We start from the raw sequence: 18070 nt of genomic DNA, 5'->3' as shown, positions 1-18070 counted from the left end.
TTTTTATTTTTAAAAATTAAATCATTACAAATAAGAATAGTTATTTTTATGTGAAATTAGAAAGAGTAAGAATTGTTATTTTTTTATAAAAAAACCATAAAAAGGTTTATTTTAAATATAGTCAAAGAATCTTTCTACATTTATAATGAAAAATATATTTTTAGCAAATGGAAAATGTTCTAAAATAAGCGTTATTGACATAAAAAAGAAAATAAAGTATATATGTTATTAACAAGAAAAAACAAATGAGGAGGAATTATTATGTCAAAAGGATTTGCACCAGAACCATATAAAATAAAAATGGTTGAAAATATGGCTATTATGACTAAAGAAGAGAGAAAAGAGGCTATCGAAAGAGCTGGATACAATACTTTTTTATTAAAATCAGATGAATGTTATATAGACTTACTAACTGACTCTGGAACTAATGCTATGAGTGATGCTCAGTGGGCTGGATTAATGTTGGGAGATGAAGCCTATGCAGGAAGCAGAAACTTCTACCATTTAGAAAAAACAGTACAAGAACTTTTTGGATTTAAATATGTAGTTCCAACTCATCAAGGAAGAGGAGCAGAAAATATTTTATCAACATTAACAATTAAGCCAGGGGACTATGTTCCAGGAAATATGTATTTTACTACTACAAGATTTCATCAAGAAAGAAATGGGGCGACTTTCAGAGATATTATAATAGATGAAGCTCATAATTCTCAAATAGATTTACCATTTAAAGGTAATGTAGATTTAAAGAAATTACAAGCATTAATAGATGAAGTGGGAGCAGAAAAAATACCATATGTTTGTTTGGCAGTTACAGTTAACTTAGCTGGAGGACAACCAGTATCAATGGCTAATATAAAAGCTGTTTCAGAACTAGCTCATAAACATGGAATTAAGATTATGTATGATGCAACTCGTTGTATAGAAAATGCTTATTTTATAAAAGCAAGAGAAGAAGGGTATGCAGATAAATCTATAAAAGATATTGTAAAAGAGATGTTTTCATATGGTGATGGATGTACAATGAGTGGAAAAAAAGACTGTTTAACTAATATCGGTGGATTCTTATGTATGAATGATTATGAATTATATCTACAAGCGACAGCTACAGTAGTTCAATTTGAAGGAATGCCTAGTTACGGTGGATTGGCAGGAAGAGATATGGAAGCTATGGCAATTGGACTTAGAGAGGCTGTAAATTATGAATATATAAGTCATAGAGTTAATCAAATAAGATATTTAGGAGAAAAGCTAGATGCAGCAGGAGTACCTATGGTAAAACCTTATGGAGGACATGCAATTTTCTTAGATGCGAGAGCATTTCTACCACATTTAACTCAAGATGATTTTCCTGCTCAAGCTTTAGCAGCATCTATTTATGAGCATTCTGGTGTTAGAACAATGGAAAGAGGAATTATATCAGCAGGAAGAGATGTAAAAACAGGAAAAAATCATTATCCTAAATTAGAAACAGTAAGATTAACAATTCCAAGAAGAGTTTACACATATGCTCACTTAGATTATGTAGCAGATACAATAATAGAACTGTATAAAAATAAAGAGCAAATAAAAGGATTAAAGTGGGAGTACGAACCAGCTTGTTTAAGATTTTTTACAGGAAGATTTTCACAGAAATAGATAATAAAAATTAAAATATCCTAAAGATAACTTTAGGATATTTTAATCTAGAAATACCTACATAAAACTTTCTACTAAAATAAAAATTAGGAGGTATGTGATGGGGTTTATAGATTCATTATTATCACCGTTGAAAACAGCAGTTAGTGCATTGAATGGGTTTTTATGGGGTGATATAATATTATTTAATGTTGGTGAAGCAAATATTGGTTCAGTTCCAGGAATGTTTTTAGAAATTTTTGAAGAGGCTTTTGGTGCTAGACAAATAGTTGCAGGAGGATTTGGAGCAGTATTAATGCAAGGAGTAAAAAGAGGTTTGTTTTCAAATGAAGCTGGAAGTGGTTCAGCTCCATGTGCAGCGGCAGCGGCAGATGGAGATCATCCCGTAGAACAAGGGTTAATTCAAGCTTTAGGTGTGTTTATAGATACTTTAGTTGTTTGTAGTTGTACGGCATTTACAATGCTTCTAGCACCACAATCAATTAGAGATGGAAAAATGGGGATGGATTTACTTCAAAGTTGTATGGATTATCATATAGGAAGTATTGGAACACCTTTAGTTGCAGTAATATTATTCTTATTTAGTTTTAGTACATTTTTGGGAATATTATTCTATGCAAGATCTAATGTAGCATTTTTATTTGGTGATAAAATGAAAGCTCAAGATGCATATAAAATTTTAGCATTAATTATGATGTTTGTAGGTGGAATGGCTCAGTATCTGTTTGTATGGGAATTAGGAGACTTGGGAGTGGCATTAATGACAGTATTTAATATCATTGCAATAGTTCCAATGTCTAAAATAGCATTAGATTCTTTAGATGATTATGAAGAAATTTACATTAAAAATAATAAAACAGTATTATTAGAAAAAGAGTAAAGTAATACCTTAGATTAGAGTTTGGACTAATCTAAGGTATTTTTTATTGTAAAAATATGTAAAATTTGATATTCTATAATAAACAGTTTTTTATTTTAAGGGGGAATAGTATGTTTTTATCACCAGGAGAAAAGATACTAAAATATAGAAAACATTATAAAATTAAACAAGAAGATATAACAGGGGATAAAGTTTCTAAGACATATTTAGGAATGGTTGAAAGTGGTCGAAAATCTTTAAGTAAAAAAATGAGTGTTATTTTTTATAAAAATTTAAAGAGAATAATTGAAGAGTTAGAGGAAGAGTTTACAATAACTTATGAAAGTTTTATAGAAACTTCTGAAGAACAAGCTAAAAAATATTTAGATAAAGTTATAAAAGATAGAGAAATAAATAATAAATGGTTAGTTGAAGAAGGAATTTTAAAGGTATCAAAAATAGATCAAATTAAATATATAATTGATTTAGCAGAGATGTATTTAAAACTAGAAAATACAAATGAAGCTAGAAGAATGTATAGTAAACTTTTTCAAAGAATTACAGAAATTAAAAAATATGAAAAAGAATTCGAAATTTTTATAAATTTATGTGCAAAACATGAAAAGTATGAGATAATATCTTTACTGTTTAATAAATATAAAGATGATATTTTAGCAAATCAAATTTTAAAGAGGAATGATAAAATATATTATCTATATCTGTTTTCACTTTATAAAGATAAAGAAAAAAACTATTTAAATATAGAGAATGAAATAAATGAGTATTTAAAAATTATAAAGAATAGAGTTATAAAAAATAATTGTCTGAATATTTTAGCAGAAATTTATATAGAGACCGATATAGAAAAAGGAATTGAATTATATTTTTTAATTTTGAAAAAAGTAGTAACTTTAGAGGAAAAATTACATACGCTCTATAGCTTAGGAAAAATTTTAATTAATTCTAAAAAAAATAATGAATTAAAAAATATTTATTTAAAATTAAATAAGATTTATGAAAAGAAAATTATTAAAAATAATGAAGAGAAATTTAAACTATTATATAATCTAGGGAAATTATCAGAGTACTTTGAGAAAAAAAATGAAAGTAGAACTTTTTATATAGAGGCACTTATAATAGGAAAAGGAATAGAAGTTCCTCTTAAAGAAGTAATAGATATAATTAATAGACTATTTAAAATGTTTGAAAAAAGTGATTATTACTCTTTAATTAGTATAGAAAAAGAGTATTTAAGAATATTAGAAAATTATGAGGATTTTAAACCTGTAATAAAACTTTTTGAGTATTATTATAAAAACTATCCTCATAAAATGGAAGAGAAATTTAATTTATTTGGAAACTATTTGGAGTAAAATAGTAAGGAGAAAGGTAAAATGGTAAAAGTAGGAAAAAGACAAACAATGAAGATTAATAACTTCAGCAGCAAAGGAGCACATTTAGATGCAGGAACAGGAGACTCAAAAGATAATATTCTTCTGCCTAACAATGAGTTAGAGGGTAAAGTTTTAGATATTGGTGATGAGCTAGATGTAATGATATATAGAGACTCGGAAGATAGATTAACAGCAACTTTAAGAAAAACAGCTTTAACAGTTGGAACAATAGGAAAGCTTTATGTAACAGATACAAATGAAAAATTGGGAGCATTCTTAGATTGGGGATTAAAAAAAGAGTTACTATTACCACATGCCCAAATGGTAGGAGAAGTTAAACCAGGAGATGAGGTTTTAGTTGGAATATATGAGGATAGTAAAGGAAGACTATCTGCAACAATGAAAATATATAGCTTTTTAATGCCAAATAAAGATTATCAAAAAAATGATTTTGTAGAAGGTACAGTATATAGAATTAATCCTGAGATTGGTGTTTTCGTAGCAGTGGACAATAGATATTTTGGATTAATTCCAAATAGTGAGTGTTTTAAAAAGTTCTACGTAGGTGAAGAGATTCAAGCTAGAGTTATCAGAGTTAGAGAGGATGGAAAGTTAGACTTAGCAATGAGAGAGCTAGCTTTTGTTCAGATGGATAAAGATGCAGAAAGTATTTTAGGAAAAATGAAGATATTAAAAACACACTTTAGATTTAATGACGATAGTTCACCAGAAGCTATAAAAGAGTATTTTGGAATAAGTAAAAAAGCTTTCAAAAGAGCTATAGGAAAACTTTTAAAAGAGGGGAAAATTGAAAAAACTGAAGAAGGATTCTTTAGATTAAAATAAAAGGGGATTTTATGGAAGGGAAAACTATACAATCTATCCAAAGAGCAATAGATATAATGAACTGCTTTAATGAAAATGTGCATGAACTTTCATTAAAAGAGATTAGTGAAAAGGTTAATCTAAGTAAAAGTACTGTACATGGAATTGTATCAACACTTTTAAAAAACTCGTATTTAGAGCAAAATGAAAAAAATAGCAACTATTCATTAGGACCAGCCTTTATAGAAAAAAGCTTTATTGTAAATGAGGATGTTTTAATAAAGAATATTGGGCATAAGTATTTAGTAAAGATATCAGAAGAGTTTTCAGTGACCGTGAATTTATTTTTATTTAAGAGAGAGCATTTAAAATTAATTGATAGAGTACAATCTGACTCGATGTATTATACAATTAGTACATCGATAACTAAAATTCCTTTAAATGCATCAGCTTCTGGAAAGTTGGCATTAGCATATTCTAAGGATGTAAATATTGATAAAATATTTAGTAAAAATCTATTATACAAATATACAAATAGTACAATAATAGATAGAGAAACATTGATAGAAGAGATTTATAAGATTAGAGAAGATGGATATTCTTTAGAGCGATCAGAGGTTGAATTAGGAATTTATTGTATATCAGTTCCAATTTTTAAAGTTAATAATGTTTTTGTTGGAACAGCATCAATAATGGCAACAAGAGAAAAATTAATGAATATTTTACCTAAATTGGCACCAAAGATGGTTGCTATGAGTAAAAAAATATCGTTCGAATTAGGAGCACGAGAGGAGTGAGAACTCCTCTTTTTTATTTTCCTATTGACAAAAAAATAAAAATAGTATATTGTTAATATAACAATTTTTTATTGAAGAATGACGTTCGACAATGTAGAACAAAAAAGGGAGGATTTATGAACAACATGCTGGAAATTTTTGGACAATTTTGCTTTACAGAGGATAAATTAAAAAGCAGAATACCAGAATCGTATTTTAAAGAGTTTAAAAAAGTTCAAAATGGAGAGAAAGAGTTATCTATAGAACTTGCTGACTCAATAGCAAATGCAGTTAAAAATTGGGCTACTGAAAATGGAGCTACACATTTTACACACTGGTTTCAACCATTGACAGAATTGACTGCTGAAAAGCATGATTCATTTATTTCTATGTCGTCTGATGGAACTTGTGTTTCGCAATTTTCTGGGAAGGAGCTTATAAAGGGTGAAGCTGACACATCATCATTTCCAAATGGAGGAGTTAGATCAACTTTTGAAGCAAGAGGATACACAGCGTGGGATTGTAAATCACCAATGTTTTTAAGAGGAGAGGGATTATCTAAATCACTATATATTCCAACAGCTTTTATTGGATATAATCAGATGGCATTAGATAAAAAAGTACCTTTATTAAGATCGATAGACTTTATATCAGAGCAAGCACTAAGATTAAAAAAGATACTAGACCCTAAATCAAATGTAACGTCAATAACGAACACTCTAGGATTAGAGCAAGAGTATTTTTTAATAGAGAAGAAATTTTGGGAAAAACGTCAAGATTTAATGCTTTCAGGTAGAACAATATTTGGATCTTTACCACCAAAAGGTCAAGAGTTAAATGATCATTATTATGGAAGTATAAAAGAAAAAGTTGAAAAAGTAATGAATGAGATAGATACGGAATTATGGAAAATAGGCATAATGGCAAAAACAAAACATAATGAAGTAGCTCCCAATCAGTTTGAAATTGCATTGATGTTTACAACAGCAAATGTAGCTGTTGATCAGAATCAATTGACTATGGATATAATAAAGAAGGTTGCAGATAGACATAAATTAAGTGCATTATTACATGAGAAACCATTTAAAGGAGTTAATGGTTCTGGAAAACATTGCAACTGGTCATTATCAACAAATTTGGGAGAAAACTTATTAGATCCATCTTCTTTATCAAAAAATAATCTTCAGTTTTTAGTATTTTTAACAGCAGTTTTAGAGGGAATTGATAGATATGAAGATGTCTTGAGAGCTTCTTGTGCGACTCCTGGAAATGACCATAGATTAGGTGGACACGAAGCACCACCTGCAATAATTTCGGTTTTCATAGGGGAAGAGTTAGAAGAAATATTAAAAAATATAGGAAAAATAGTTCCTGTAAACGAAGCACAAGAAAATATGGAGTTTGGTGTAAAAAACTTCACAAAAATACCAAAAGATATATCAGATAGAAATAGGACATCACCTTTTGCATTTACAGGAAATAAATTTGAGTTTAGAATGCCAGGTTCAAGTGCATCGGCATCGACACCAACATTTATAATAAATACAATTATTGGAACTATAATAAAAGAATATGCTGATTATTTAGAAGGAAGAGATTCTAAGAACTTAAAAAAGGATATAATCGAACTTATAAAAGATAGATATGAAAAACATAAAAGAATTATATTCAATGGAAATGGTTATGATGAAAGCTGGAGAATTGAAGCGGAAAAAAGAGGTTTGAAAAATTTAAAAAATACACTAGAAGGATTGAAAATATACAGACAAGAGAATATAGTAGAATTATTTAAAAATGCTAAGGTATTGTCGCCAGAAGAGCTGGAGGCAAGATATATGGTTTATTGTGAGCGTTATATTAAACAAGTTAATATCGAAGGAAGCTCAATGGTTAGAATAGCTAGGAATGAGATATATCCAGCTTTAATGGAATATGCAGCTAAGATATCAAATAGTATCTTAGCATTGAGAGAAGTTTTAGGAGATGACGAGTTCTTGATAGCTGATAAAGCTCATTTAGTAAAACTATTAGCTGGAAAAAATCGTTTAAAAGATTACTTAGCTCAATTAGAGTCACAACTTGTAGTAGCTAATGAAATTGAAGATTTATATGAAAAAGTAGTTTATTTAAATAAAGAAATAATCCCATTACTTAAATGTTTAAGAGATATTATTGATTTATTAGAGCATCAAGTTGAAAAGAAAGTTTGGCCTGTACCAACTTACGAAGATATGTTATTTAAATTATAATAAATAGAAAAGTCAGAGTAAAACTCTGACTTTTTTTAGCTATATTGTGCTTTTAAATTATGTTTCTTTAAAACATGTTTAATCGCTTCTAAGGCAGCAATTGTACCATCTGATGTAGCTGTAGTAACTTGTCTGATATGTTTAGATCTAACATCTCCAGCAGCATATATTCCTTCAATAGATGTATGCATAGCTTCATTAGTAATAATGTAACCGTGTTCATCTAAAGATGCTACTTCACCATAAAGTTCTTTAAGCGATTTTGTTCCTAGGTATAAGAAAGCAAATTGAGTAGGATAAGTTTCATGAGTACCATTGATTTTAACAATAACCTCCTCAACAAATTCATCTCCCTTAATTTCAACTAGTTCACTTGAATAATACATTTTAACTTTTTCGTTGGCTTTTAATGTTTCCATAAGAGCTTTATCACAACTGTCATCACAGTTATCAGTTATAAACATATGAATCTCTTTTGAATATTTTGTTAAAAATAAAGCTTCTTCAGCAATTTCTTTACCTTTTCCAAAAAGAGAAACAGTCATATTTCTTGTAAAAGCACCATCACAAGTTGCACAGTAAGAAACTCCTTTTCCTAGATACTTTTCTTCTCCAGGAAGTTTTTTCGATCCATTTTTTGCCCATCCACTTGCAATTATAACAGTTTTTCCTAGGAAATTTTCGATATCTGTTTTTATAATTTTATGTTCTCCAAATAAATCAAATGCTAAAAATGTAGCATTGACAAATTCAACATTGTATTTAAGTGTTTGCTCTTTCATTAGAGTATAGATATCTTTTCCAGTAGGTGATCCTAAAATACCAGGATAGTTTTCTATTTTATGGGCCATAAGAAGACTTCCAGTATTCGGCTTCTCAATAACTAAAACTGAAAGATTAGATCTTCCAGCATAAAGTGCTGCAGTTAGACCAGCTGGTCCAGCACCGATAATAACAACATCATAAACTTTGTTTTCCATATTAATTCCTCCTAAAACATTCCTTGGGATTTTAATACTCTTTTTTCCTCACCTAAAATAGTAGGTTCAGTATGGGCGCTATACACTATAGTATCTTCTGGATAAGTTTCACAAATCTTTTTTAAACTTCTTTGTAATTGTGATAAGTTACCAGTAGGTAAATCATATCTACCATAACTTCTTCTGAATAGTGTATCCCCAGAAATCATAAAATTAGATTCTTTGTTATAAAAACATTTAGAACCAATTGTATGACCAGGAGTATCAATAACTTCAAAACCAAAAATAGAATCTCCCTCTTTTATAGGAGTAAAATCACCTGTATATACAAAATCATATCCTTGAATAGCATAAGACAAGTTTAAGGATGCATCAGTTAAAAATTTTTCTTCCTCTTTTCCAATATAAATGTGAACATTAGGAAAAAGATGTTTTATTTCATTTATTCCACCAATATGATCACCGTGACCATGGGTAAGAATAACATTTTTTAGAGTTAAATTATGATCTTTTATAAAAGATACAATATTTTCTAATCTAGAATCACTACAATCAAAAAGAGAAGCTTCATTGTTGTCATTCCAAACCAAATAGCAGTTCGTCATATAGCTTCCCAAAGGAAAGGCTTTAATTTTCATTAAAAATACCTCCAATATATTCTTTTTCATAATTATACATTATTTTAGTATTTTTTTCTATGAAAATATTTTAATCTATTATAATATTATATTTTTTAGTAATAAAGTAATAAAAAATATATTGATGGAAAATTTACTTTTAGATATAATAGTATTTAGAAAAATAGCAAGAAAAATATTAAAGAAGGAAAGTATTTAATAGAAAAGTATAGTTTCTATATTATTGCTAAATTATACACATAAAAGGAAGTAACTATGGAAAAAGAATATAATGAAACCTTAAATAAAAGCTTAAAAATATCTATTTCTGTTTTCTGGTGTGTTTTTTTATTAAAAGTGTTATTTAATGTAAATCCATTTTATGCTGCTATAGCAGCAGTATCTTGCTTACAAGGGACAATAAAAGATTCTTTTAAAGTTGGTGTAGAAAGAGTAATCGGAACTATCTTTGGTGGTGTAGTAGGATTGTTTGCAATCTACTTTATAACAACAGAAGCTAATGATTTTAAAGGAAGTTTAATAATGGCTTTATCCATGATTATAATAATTTTTGGATGTACTTATATTTTGAAGAAGCCAGCGTCAAGCACAATAGCATGTATTGTTTTCTTAGGTATAGCAACTAATATGGAAGGGAGAGATCCTTACTTTTGGGCTGGAAAAAGAATTCTAACCACTATAGTAGGAGTTATTATAGCTTTGGTTTGGAATTGGATATTAAGTGGTGAGTACAAAAGTTTAAAAAAAAGAAAAAGAGTTTAAAAAAAGTAGGATTATTATAATCCTACTTTTTAATTAATTATTTACGAACAAGACCAATTCCATCTCCAAATGGAAGTAAAACGAAATTGTGATTTTTAGAAAGATAAGTTATAAACTCATCAAGTCTTCTTACAATTGTTTTAAATCTTTTTGGATATTCTTTATAAAGATAACCTCTAAACATTATATTATCAATAAAAATCATCCCATCATCAGTAAGTCTCTCAAAAGAATCAGTGAAAAATTCCATATAGTGTCCCTTAGAAGCATCTATAAAAATAAAGTCAAACTTTTCATTAAGTTTTTTAACTTCCTCAACACCATCTCCTAAAATTAGATTAACTGAATCTAAAAGCTCTCCTTTCTTAAAGTTTTCAAGAGCTTGATTATATCTAATTTCATCAATTTCGATAGTTGTTAATTTACCACCATTTTTTTTTGCAACTCTTCCCATAATAGTTCCAGAGTATCCAATAGCAGTTCCTATTTCAAGTATATTTTTAAAATTGTGACTAGAAGTTAAAAAATCAAGATATTTAGCAACTTCTTTTGTAACAATAGGTACATTATTTTCAATTGCAAAGGCTTCCATCTCTAAGATTAAAGGATCCTTTTCCTCTATTTTGCTAACAACATATTCATTAGCTTCTTTTAATTCGTCTAACATTATTCAAAATCCTTTCTTAGTTTAATAATATAAAAATTATCTAAAATTTCTTCAGTATAATCAATTAAGAAACCTCCAATTGAATCAAAATGTCCGTTTACATTTTGAGGAAGGTCAAATTTTAAAACAGAGAAATTTTTATGATTATTTAAAAATTTAATGATATTATCTGTATTTTCTTCAGAAAATATAGTGCAAGTACTATATACAAGTTCTCCGCCAACTTTTAATGAGAAAGCTGCAGAATCAAGAATTTCGTACTGTAGTGTAGATAATTCATGAACATTATTCATATTTTTATTATATAGTGCTTCAGGTTTTTTTCTAAGAACACCATATCCACTACATGGAGCATCTACAAGAATTTTGTCAAATTTTTGACCCTGCTCTTTAAGTTTACGAGCATCTAATTTAATTGGTTTTACATTACTAAGTCCTAGTTTATGTAAGTTTTCTTCTATTATTTTTATTTTGTGCTGATGAATATCAAGTGCAAAAATTTCTCCAGTATTATTCATAAGTTCCCCTAAAACTGCTGTTTTACTTCCAGGAGCACTGCATGTATCTACAACTTTTTCTCCAGGTAAAGGATTTAGAATTTTTGCAGCTAAATATGAAGAGCCATCTTGAGCAATGATTTTTCCATCTTTAAATTCAGGTGTATGCAATATAACTCCTGAATCAATATAATAAACAGTATCAACTTTTTTAATAATGTCAATTTTTAATTCTTTTAAAAGAGTTTCAAACTCTTTTTCAGAGTACTTTAGAATATTTACTCTAATACTCATGTATGGAACTTTTTTTAATGATATTAAAACTTGTTCAGTAGAATCTCCATACTCTTTTTTTATTTTCTCATAAAACCATCTAGGATAAGAGTATAAAATATCAAGTTTATCCTCGTCTTTTAATTTTTTTATTTCGTCCTCTTTATCTCTTAAATAACTTCTGATAACTCCATTGACAAATTTGCTAACAGGTATTCCAAATTTATTTTTAGTTAATTCAGTTGCTTCCCATGCAATACCTTTGTCATCGCTATTCATAAAAGTAGCTTGATAGATAGAGATTTTTAATAAATTTTTAATCCAATTTTTTTTAATAGCTTTAGTTCTTTTTTCTAATTGGTAATTTAAATAAATATCATTTCTAATAACTCCATAGAAAACTTCAGTTATAAAACCACGTTCTCCTTTACTTAAATTATTTTTTGAAAAATATTCATTTAAAAGAATATTTGAATATTTTCCTTTTTCAAATTCGCTTAATAAACCAATAATTCTTTGTTTTATATTCAATATAACATCTCCTAACTATATAACTTTATATAACTCATCACTTTGAGGAGGCATAATTTCCAACCTCTTACCATTTTTTACAAGAACTTTTTCTTTAGAAGTAGTAAACTCTCCAATATCGAAAGCGGGAATGTTGTTTTCTTTCAATTTTTCAATTAAAGGAATAGCATTATTTTTTCCAACTACTATAAGCATAGTTCCACTTGATATAAGCTTTAAAGGGTTAATTTTAAAATAATTACAAATCTCTTTTGTGCATTTAGGTATAAATATTTTCTCATATGAAATTTCAACGCCTAAATTATAAAAACAGCTAGACTCCCAAAGCGCACCTAAAAGGCCACCTTCAGTCACATCATGCATTCCTTTTGAGAATTTATTGGCAATAATACCATCTTTTACAACACTAGTTAAATCTAAAAGTGCTTTTGCATCATCAACAAGCTCCTTAGAAAAAGTATCGAGAAGTTCACTTTCTTTTTCAAAGGCAATAATACCAGTTCCTTCAATTCCAACTCCTTTTGTTATAATTAATCTATCACCAGCAGTAATGTGCTCTCTTTTTTTAAAATTATCTTTTGTCCCAATACCAATTGAGGTAGCAGATATTATCGTTTTATTAACTGCAGCGGTAATCTCAGTATGTCCACCAATTATAGAAACACCAAGCTTATCAGCTTCTTGCTGAGCTTCTCTCATAATTTCAGCAATTTCCTCCTTTTTTGTTTCTGGAGGAGCTAAAATTGTAAGCATAATTCCAATAGGAGCGATTCCCTCTGTAGCAATATCATTACAGTTAATATTAATAGCCAACTTACCTAGACCACTATTACTACCTGTAATTGGATCAGTTGATAAATAAACAATATTATCTCCAACCTCAATAGCAGCACAGTCACTACCAATTTCTCCAAAAGAAAGTATTTTATCATTGTTATTTTTAATATTATTAAAAATTAAATCTTTTAAATCTGAAATAGTAAGTTTACCAATCTTCATATTTACTCCTCATATGTAGTAGAATTTTATAATATATTATACTATATTTTATAAAAATAAAAAACCCTTACTTAGTATTTAAGTAAGGGAAAATATTTTTTAAAATAATCCAGTTATAACACCATGTTCATCAATATCAATAAGTTCAGCAGCAGGAACTTTTGGTAAACCTGGCATATCAATAATTCCACCAGCCATAGCAATGATAAAGCCAGCACCAGCCGCTAATTTGATAGTATCAATTTCAACTATAAAGTTATTAGGTCTTCCAAGAAGATTAGCTTTATCAGAGATTGATTTTTGAGTTTTTGACATACAAATTGGAAGTAATCCATATCCAAGTTCTTCTAGTTGTTTTATTGTTTTATTAGCAGCACTAGAGAATGTAACTCCATTTGCTCCATAAATCTCTGTACATATTTTTGAAATTTTATCTTTTATAGGTAAATCTAGATTATATAGAGGTTTATATTTAGTATTATTTTCTTCTAATTTCTCAAGAACTAGCTTGGCAAGTTCTTCACCACCTTCACCACCTTTAGCCCAAACTTCACATAAAGCCACTGGAGCGTCCAAACTTTCACAGTGAGACTTAATTAAGCTAATTTCAGCATCAGTATCAGTAACAAATTTATTAATTGCTACAACAACTGGTAAATTAAATTTTTTCATATTTTCAATATGCTTGTCTAAGTTAGCTAAACCTAATTTTAAAGCATCTAAATTTTCTTCATTAAGAATTTTAGCACCACCGTGATGCTTTAACGCTCTAACCGTAGCGACAATAACAACACAATTAGGATTTAATTCACCCTTTCTACATTTAATATCTAAAAATTTTTCAGCACCTAAGTCAGCAGCAAATCCAGCCTCTGTAACAGCAATGTCTGAAAGTTTAAGAGCTAGTTTTGTAGCAAGTAATGAATTACATCCATGAGCAATATTAGCAAATGGTCCCCCATGAATTATAACAGGAGTATTTTCGAGTGTTTGTACTAAATTTGGTTTTATAGCTTCTTTTAAAAGTGCTGTAACAGCACCAGAAATTTTTAAATCATTTATTGTAAGCGGTTTGTCATTGTAATCGTAACCAAAAACAATTTTACCAATATTTTCTTTTAGTTCTTTTAAAGAATTTGAAAGGCAAAGTGTTGCCATAATTTCAGAAGCAACAGTTATTTGAAAAGAATCTTGTCTTGGGTATCCATTGGCTTTACCTCCAAGTCCAATAACAATATTTCTAAGATTTCTATCATTCATATCAACTACTCTTTTCCAAGTAATTTTAGTATTATCAATACCTAAAAAATTACCTTGAGTAATATGATTATCAATACAAGCAGAAACAAGATTATGAGCGACTCCAATTGCATGGAAATCACCAGTAAAATGTAAATTGATATCTTCCATTGGTATAACTTGTGAATAACCTCCACCAGTAGCTCCACCCTTCATTCCAAAGACAGGCCCTAAAGACGGTTCTCTAAGAGCTGCAACTGAAGAAATACCGATTCTATTTAAAGCTTGTGTTAAACCAACTGTAACAGTAGATTTACCTTCTCCTGCAGGTGTAGGTGTAATAGCAGTAACAAGAACTAGTTTTCCGTCTTTTTTATTAGAAAGTTCATCTAATAAAGAAAGATTAAGTTTAGCTTTGTATTTTCCGTAAGTATCGTAATAATCCTCAGTAATATTCAGCCTAGAAGCTATTTCAGAAATTTTTAATAATTTTGCTTCTTGTGCAATTTGTATATCTGTTTTCATAGACCCCTCCTTGAAAAATAAAGTGTTCTAAGATAAATTAGAAAAATATCTCATTAATACAATTGTACCCTAAAATAATGAAAAAAGAAAGGTCAATAAATTAAAATAAAAAATTGATTTTTTGTAATATTGGAGGTATATAAAATATGAAAGAGAAGTTTGTTATTATTATCTATATTAGTAGAAAATGTTGTTTAATTTTTAGGACAAGGGGGTACTATGATTAACAAAGAGGATATTTTATTAGCTAAACAAGGAGATATAGATTCCATAGAAAAGATAGTAACAGAATATAGAAATCTTATATATATAAGAAATAAAACTTTATTTTTAAAAGGTGCAGAGAGAGAGGATTTAGTTCAAGAAGGAATGATAGGGTTAATGAAAGCTATAAGATCTTTTGATGAAAATAGAAGTGCGTGTTTTAGTACCTTTGCATCTCTTTGTATAAAAAGACAAATTATAACGGCAGTAAAAAATTATAACTCTGAAAAAAATAAAAACTTAAATAGTGCAATGCAAGGAGAAGGGTATTCAGAATTAGAAGATTTGATAAGATATAGTAGTCCATCATTAAAATATTATACACCAGAACAAATTGTTATTGGAAAAGAGTTAATGAAACTTTTAAAAAAATTTTTAAAAGATAACCTAAGTGGTTTAGAAAAAGAGGTATTTAAATTTATGGTGAAAGGGTATGGATATTTAGAAATAGCTGAAAAGTTAGAAAAGGAGCCAAAAGCGATAGATAATTCTATTCAGAGGATTAAAAAGAAAGTTGTTATTTTTTTAGAAAAGTATAATAAAAGTTGACAGAAGTGGTAGAAATTGAATATAATATGTGAAATTTATATTTAAACTAAAGGGAGAAAGTAATGATATTAGAAACAATAAAGAGTCAAAAAATAACTTTTGAGCAAAAAGTTGTGACCCTAGCAAGATTAGCCGAAGGTAGTATAGAGGTTTTGAATAAAAGTGAAGCCTTAAAAAAATATATAGAAGATGGAATTATATGTGATTTATTTGAAGGTAATGCACCTTATAGACCAAGATATATTGTTCCAGATTATAATATTTTTATGGAGCAAGGAAGTAAGTTTTTAAACTTAGAAAAGCCAACAAATATATGGGAAGCTATACATGGTTTACTAATTCTTTATAAACACGTTCCATCGATAACGACTATGCCTGTTTACTTAGGGAATATTGACTATTTATTAGAACCTTTTATTAAAGATGAAGTGGAAGCATATTTAGCAATAAAATTATTTTTAAAACATATAGATTCAACAATAACTGATTCATTTTGTCATGCTAATATTGGACCGAAAGAAACAAAGGCTGGAATATTAATATTAAGAGCTATGAGAGAGCTTGAATTACCAACACCAAATTTAACAATAAAATATACTGAAGAAACAACAGATAAAATTGCAGTAGAAGCGATTAAAACAGCATTAGTAACAGCTAAACCAAGTTTTGCTAATGATAAAATCTTTAGAGCAGATTTTAAAGGAGAATACGGAATCGTTAGTTGCTATAATGGATTAAAAGTAGGTGGTGGAGCGAATACTTTAGTTAGGGTAAGATTAGGAGCTCTATCAAAGCTAGCTAATTCAAAAGAGGACTTTTTTGCAAGAGTTTTACCTGAAGTGTCAAAAGAAATGTTAGAATATATAGATGAAAGATCTAAATTTATTATAGAAGAAAGTGGATTTTATGAAAGTAGTTTCTTAATAAAAGAGGGACTTTTAGAAAAGGAAAAATTTACAGGATTATTTGGTTTTGTTGGATTAGCTGAATGTGTAAATAATCTTTTAGGTGCAACAGAAAAACAAGATAGATTTGGATATTCAGAAAAAGCAAATAAATTAGGACTTGAAATAGTAGAAGCTATGTCAAAACTAATAGCAGCTCATAAGACAAAGTATGCTGGAGAGTTCTTTGGAAATACTCATTTACTACACTCACAAGTTGGAATAGATACTGATAGAAATGAAAGTCCAGGATGTAGAATTCCAGTTGGAGAGGAACCAGAAATATTTGATCACATAGTTCAATCAGCTCCATTCCATCAATATTGTCCAAGTGGAATTGGCGATATATTTGTGTTTGATGAGACATATAAGTCAAATCCAGAGGCTATCTTAGATATAATAAAGGGAGCTTTTGAAACTGAAATGAGATTTTTCTCATTGTATAGTGATACTTGTGATGTAGTTAGAGTAACAGGATACCTTGTAAAAAAATCAGAAATTGAAAAGTTAGATAAAGGTGAGCAAGTATTAAGAGATACAACTATTTTAGGAAAAGGTGCTAGAGATAATGCTAAAGCTTTAGGAAGAAAATTGAGAAGTGAGTAATGTGGGATTGAAGGCAAAAATAAATAAAATTATAAAATTTTCCAATGTTGATGGTCCAGGAAATAGAATGGCTATATTTTTCCAAGGATGTAATTTTAATTGTGAATATTGTCATAATCCAGAGACAATAAATATTTGTAAAGAGTGCTATAAATGTGTTGAAGTTTGTCCATCAAAAGCTTTAGAAATATATAATTCTAAAATAATTTGGAATAAAAATTTATGCTGTGAATGTGATCAATGTACAAAAATTTGTAAATTTGATTCATCTCCTAAAGTAAATGAGTATACGGTTGAAGATTTGTTAGCTGAAATAGGTAAAGTAAAAGCTTTTATAAAAGGAATAACAGTAAGTGGCGGAGAAAGTACTTTACAGTATAAGTTTATAGCTAGACTTTTTTCTGAAGTAAAAAAGAAATGGCCTAATTTAACTTGTTTTGTGGATACAAATGGAAGTTTAAATTTAGATAATATTGAATATAAAGAGTTAGTAGAAAATACAGATTTTTTTATGTTAGATGTAAAAGCTTGGAATAATAGTGAACATTTACTTTTAACAGGAAAAGAAGTTAATTCAGTTATAAAAAACTTATATTTTTTAAGAGATATAGGAAAGCTATTTGAAGTAAGAAGTGTTATAGTTGAAAATAGATTAGATAATAGATTAATTGTTGAAAATGTTGCTAAAGCTATATCTAATAAAGATATTAGATATAAGATAATAAAATACAGACATTTTGGAGTAAGAGAAGAGATGAAGAGCAACTTATTCTCTCCAACTGGTATTGAATTAGAAGAATTGGAAAAATTAGCTCAAAAAAATGGAGCAAAAAACACCCTAATTATTTAGGGTGT

The 18070-nt window shown here is 28.5% G+C and carries 16 protein-coding genes; 10 read left to right on the top strand and 6 right to left on the bottom strand.

The genetic code is table 11. The features are described from left to right. Positions 1-261 precede the first annotated feature (261 nt). The 6 genes from MKD34_RS06135 to MKD34_RS06110 all read left to right on the top strand — a co-directional run bounded on the left by MKD34_RS06135 (position 262) and on the right by MKD34_RS06110 (position 7741). Positions 262-1638 carry a tyrosine phenol-lyase gene (locus MKD34_RS06135; protein ID WP_023052256.1) on the top strand — a complete coding sequence of 459 codons (1377 nt, stop codon included), beginning with the start codon at positions 262-264 and terminating at the stop codon, positions 1636-1638. A gap of 100 nt (positions 1639-1738) precedes the next feature. Further along, complete coding sequence (locus MKD34_RS06130) at positions 1739-2518, top strand: alanine:cation symporter family protein (RefSeq protein ID WP_240218726.1); 780 nt, start codon at positions 1739-1741, stop codon at positions 2516-2518. A gap of 110 nt (positions 2519-2628) precedes the next feature. Next, positions 2629-3870 carry a hypothetical protein gene (locus MKD34_RS06125; protein WP_240218725.1) on the top strand — a complete coding sequence of 414 codons (1242 nt, stop codon included), beginning with the start codon at positions 2629-2631 and terminating at the stop codon, positions 3868-3870. Between the two features lie 21 nt (positions 3871-3891). Continuing rightward, a complete protein-coding gene (locus tag MKD34_RS06120; RefSeq protein ID WP_023049783.1) occupies positions 3892-4737 on the top strand; it encodes a CvfB family protein in 846 nt (281 codons plus the stop codon). Positions 4738-4748: 11 nt separating this feature from the next. Further along, positions 4749-5513 (top strand): IclR family transcriptional regulator, encoded by a 765-nt coding sequence (locus MKD34_RS06115; protein ID WP_240218724.1) that lies wholly within the window; start codon positions 4749-4751, stop codon positions 5511-5513. 116 nt (positions 5514-5629) lie between these two features. After that, entirely contained in the window at positions 5630-7741 is a 2112-nt protein-coding gene (locus MKD34_RS06110) for a glutamine synthetase III family protein (protein WP_240218723.1), read from the top strand. Positions 7742-7776: 35 nt separating this feature from the next. On the opposite strand, the gene MKD34_RS06105 is transcribed toward MKD34_RS06110, so the two are convergent. Both MKD34_RS06105 and MKD34_RS06100 read right to left on the bottom strand, forming a co-directional pair. After that, positions 7777-8721 (bottom strand): NAD(P)/FAD-dependent oxidoreductase, encoded by a 945-nt coding sequence (locus tag MKD34_RS06105; protein ID WP_240218722.1) that lies wholly within the window; start codon positions 8719-8721, stop codon positions 7777-7779. Between the two features lie 11 nt (positions 8722-8732). Then, positions 8733-9359: an MBL fold metallo-hydrolase gene (locus MKD34_RS06100; protein WP_240218721.1), complete on the bottom strand. Its 627-nt coding sequence runs from the start codon at positions 9357-9359 to the stop codon at positions 8733-8735. A 255-nt stretch (positions 9360-9614) separates the two neighbouring features. On the opposite strand from MKD34_RS06100, the gene MKD34_RS06095 reads away from it, so the two are divergent. Further along, entirely contained in the window at positions 9615-10121 is a 507-nt protein-coding gene (locus MKD34_RS06095) for an FUSC family protein (RefSeq protein ID WP_240218720.1), read from the top strand. Positions 10122-10158: 37 nt separating this feature from the next. Here MKD34_RS06095 and MKD34_RS06090 read toward each other — a convergent pair whose 3' ends face one another. The 4 genes from MKD34_RS06090 to MKD34_RS06075 all read right to left on the bottom strand — a co-directional run bounded on the left by MKD34_RS06090 (position 10159) and on the right by MKD34_RS06075 (position 14852). After that, entirely contained in the window at positions 10159-10788 is a 630-nt protein-coding gene (locus MKD34_RS06090; RefSeq protein ID WP_240218719.1) for an O-methyltransferase, read from the bottom strand. Beyond that, entirely contained in the window at positions 10788-12089 is a 1302-nt protein-coding gene (rsmB, locus tag MKD34_RS06085) for a 16S rRNA (cytosine(967)-C(5))-methyltransferase RsmB (protein WP_240218718.1), read from the bottom strand. Before rsmB ends, MKD34_RS06090 begins: the two co-directional genes overlap by 1 nt. 15 nt (positions 12090-12104) lie before the next feature. Continuing rightward, entirely contained in the window at positions 12105-13088 is a 984-nt protein-coding gene (locus tag MKD34_RS06080) for an AIR synthase family protein (protein WP_240218717.1), read from the bottom strand. Between the two features lie 99 nt (positions 13089-13187). Next, entirely contained in the window at positions 13188-14852 is a 1665-nt protein-coding gene (locus tag MKD34_RS06075; RefSeq protein ID WP_240218716.1) for a formate--tetrahydrofolate ligase, read from the bottom strand. Positions 14853-15071: 219 nt separating this feature from the next. On the opposite strand from MKD34_RS06075, the gene MKD34_RS06070 reads away from it, so the two are divergent. The 3 genes from MKD34_RS06070 to MKD34_RS06060 all read left to right on the top strand — a co-directional run bounded on the left by MKD34_RS06070 (position 15072) and on the right by MKD34_RS06060 (position 18065). Then, on the top strand, positions 15072-15665 hold the full coding sequence (locus MKD34_RS06070; protein ID WP_240218715.1) for a sigma-70 family RNA polymerase sigma factor: 594 nt from the start codon (positions 15072-15074) through the stop codon (positions 15663-15665). A gap of 62 nt (positions 15666-15727) precedes the next feature. Next, entirely contained in the window at positions 15728-17215 is a 1488-nt protein-coding gene (locus MKD34_RS06065; protein ID WP_240218714.1) for a YjjI family glycine radical enzyme, read from the top strand. A 1-nt stretch (position 17216) separates the two neighbouring features. Beyond that, on the top strand, positions 17217-18065 hold the full coding sequence (locus MKD34_RS06060; RefSeq protein WP_240218713.1) for a YjjW family glycine radical enzyme activase: 849 nt from the start codon (positions 17217-17219) through the stop codon (positions 18063-18065). Positions 18066-18070: the final 5 nt, after the last annotated feature.

The organism is Cetobacterium somerae, from assembly GCF_022430525.1.
Classification (GTDB): domain Bacteria; phylum Fusobacteriota; class Fusobacteriia; order Fusobacteriales; family Fusobacteriaceae; genus Cetobacterium_A.
Note: the sequence above shows the minus strand (reverse complement) of the source record. Positions and strands in the feature narration are given on the sequence as shown.

Excerpts from the sequence above, each read along its gene's own strand:
- MKD34_RS06110 (WP_240218723.1), top strand. The coding sequence starts at position 5,630 with ATGAACAACATGCTGGAAATTTTTGGACAATTTTGCTTTACAGAGGAT.
- MKD34_RS06090 (WP_240218719.1), bottom strand. The coding sequence starts at position 10,788 with ATGTTAGACGAATTAAAAGAAGCTAATGAATATGTTGTTAGCAAAATA.
- MKD34_RS06105 (WP_240218722.1), bottom strand. The coding sequence starts at position 8,721 with ATGGAAAACAAAGTTTATGATGTTGTTATTATCGGTGCTGGACCAGCT.
- MKD34_RS06100 (WP_240218721.1), bottom strand. The coding sequence starts at position 9,359 with ATGAAAATTAAAGCCTTTCCTTTGGGAAGCTATATGACGAACTGCTAT.
- MKD34_RS06075 (WP_240218716.1), bottom strand. The coding sequence starts at position 14,852 with ATGAAAACAGATATACAAATTGCACAAGAAGCAAAATTATTAAAAATT.
- MKD34_RS06120 (WP_023049783.1), top strand. The coding sequence starts at position 3,892 with ATGGTAAAAGTAGGAAAAAGACAAACAATGAAGATTAATAACTTCAGC.
- MKD34_RS06095 (WP_240218720.1), top strand. The coding sequence starts at position 9,615 with ATGGAAAAAGAATATAATGAAACCTTAAATAAAAGCTTAAAAATATCT.
- MKD34_RS06135 (WP_023052256.1), top strand. The coding sequence starts at position 262 with ATGTCAAAAGGATTTGCACCAGAACCATATAAAATAAAAATGGTTGAA.
- MKD34_RS06115 (WP_240218724.1), top strand. The coding sequence starts at position 4,749 with ATGGAAGGGAAAACTATACAATCTATCCAAAGAGCAATAGATATAATG.
- MKD34_RS06065 (WP_240218714.1), top strand. The coding sequence starts at position 15,728 with ATGATATTAGAAACAATAAAGAGTCAAAAAATAACTTTTGAGCAAAAA.
- MKD34_RS06070 (WP_240218715.1), top strand. The coding sequence starts at position 15,072 with ATGATTAACAAAGAGGATATTTTATTAGCTAAACAAGGAGATATAGAT.
- MKD34_RS06080 (WP_240218717.1), bottom strand. The coding sequence starts at position 13,088 with ATGAAGATTGGTAAACTTACTATTTCAGATTTAAAAGATTTAATTTTT.
- MKD34_RS06125 (WP_240218725.1), top strand. The coding sequence starts at position 2,629 with ATGTTTTTATCACCAGGAGAAAAGATACTAAAATATAGAAAACATTAT.
- MKD34_RS06130 (WP_240218726.1), top strand. The coding sequence starts at position 1,739 with ATGGGGTTTATAGATTCATTATTATCACCGTTGAAAACAGCAGTTAGT.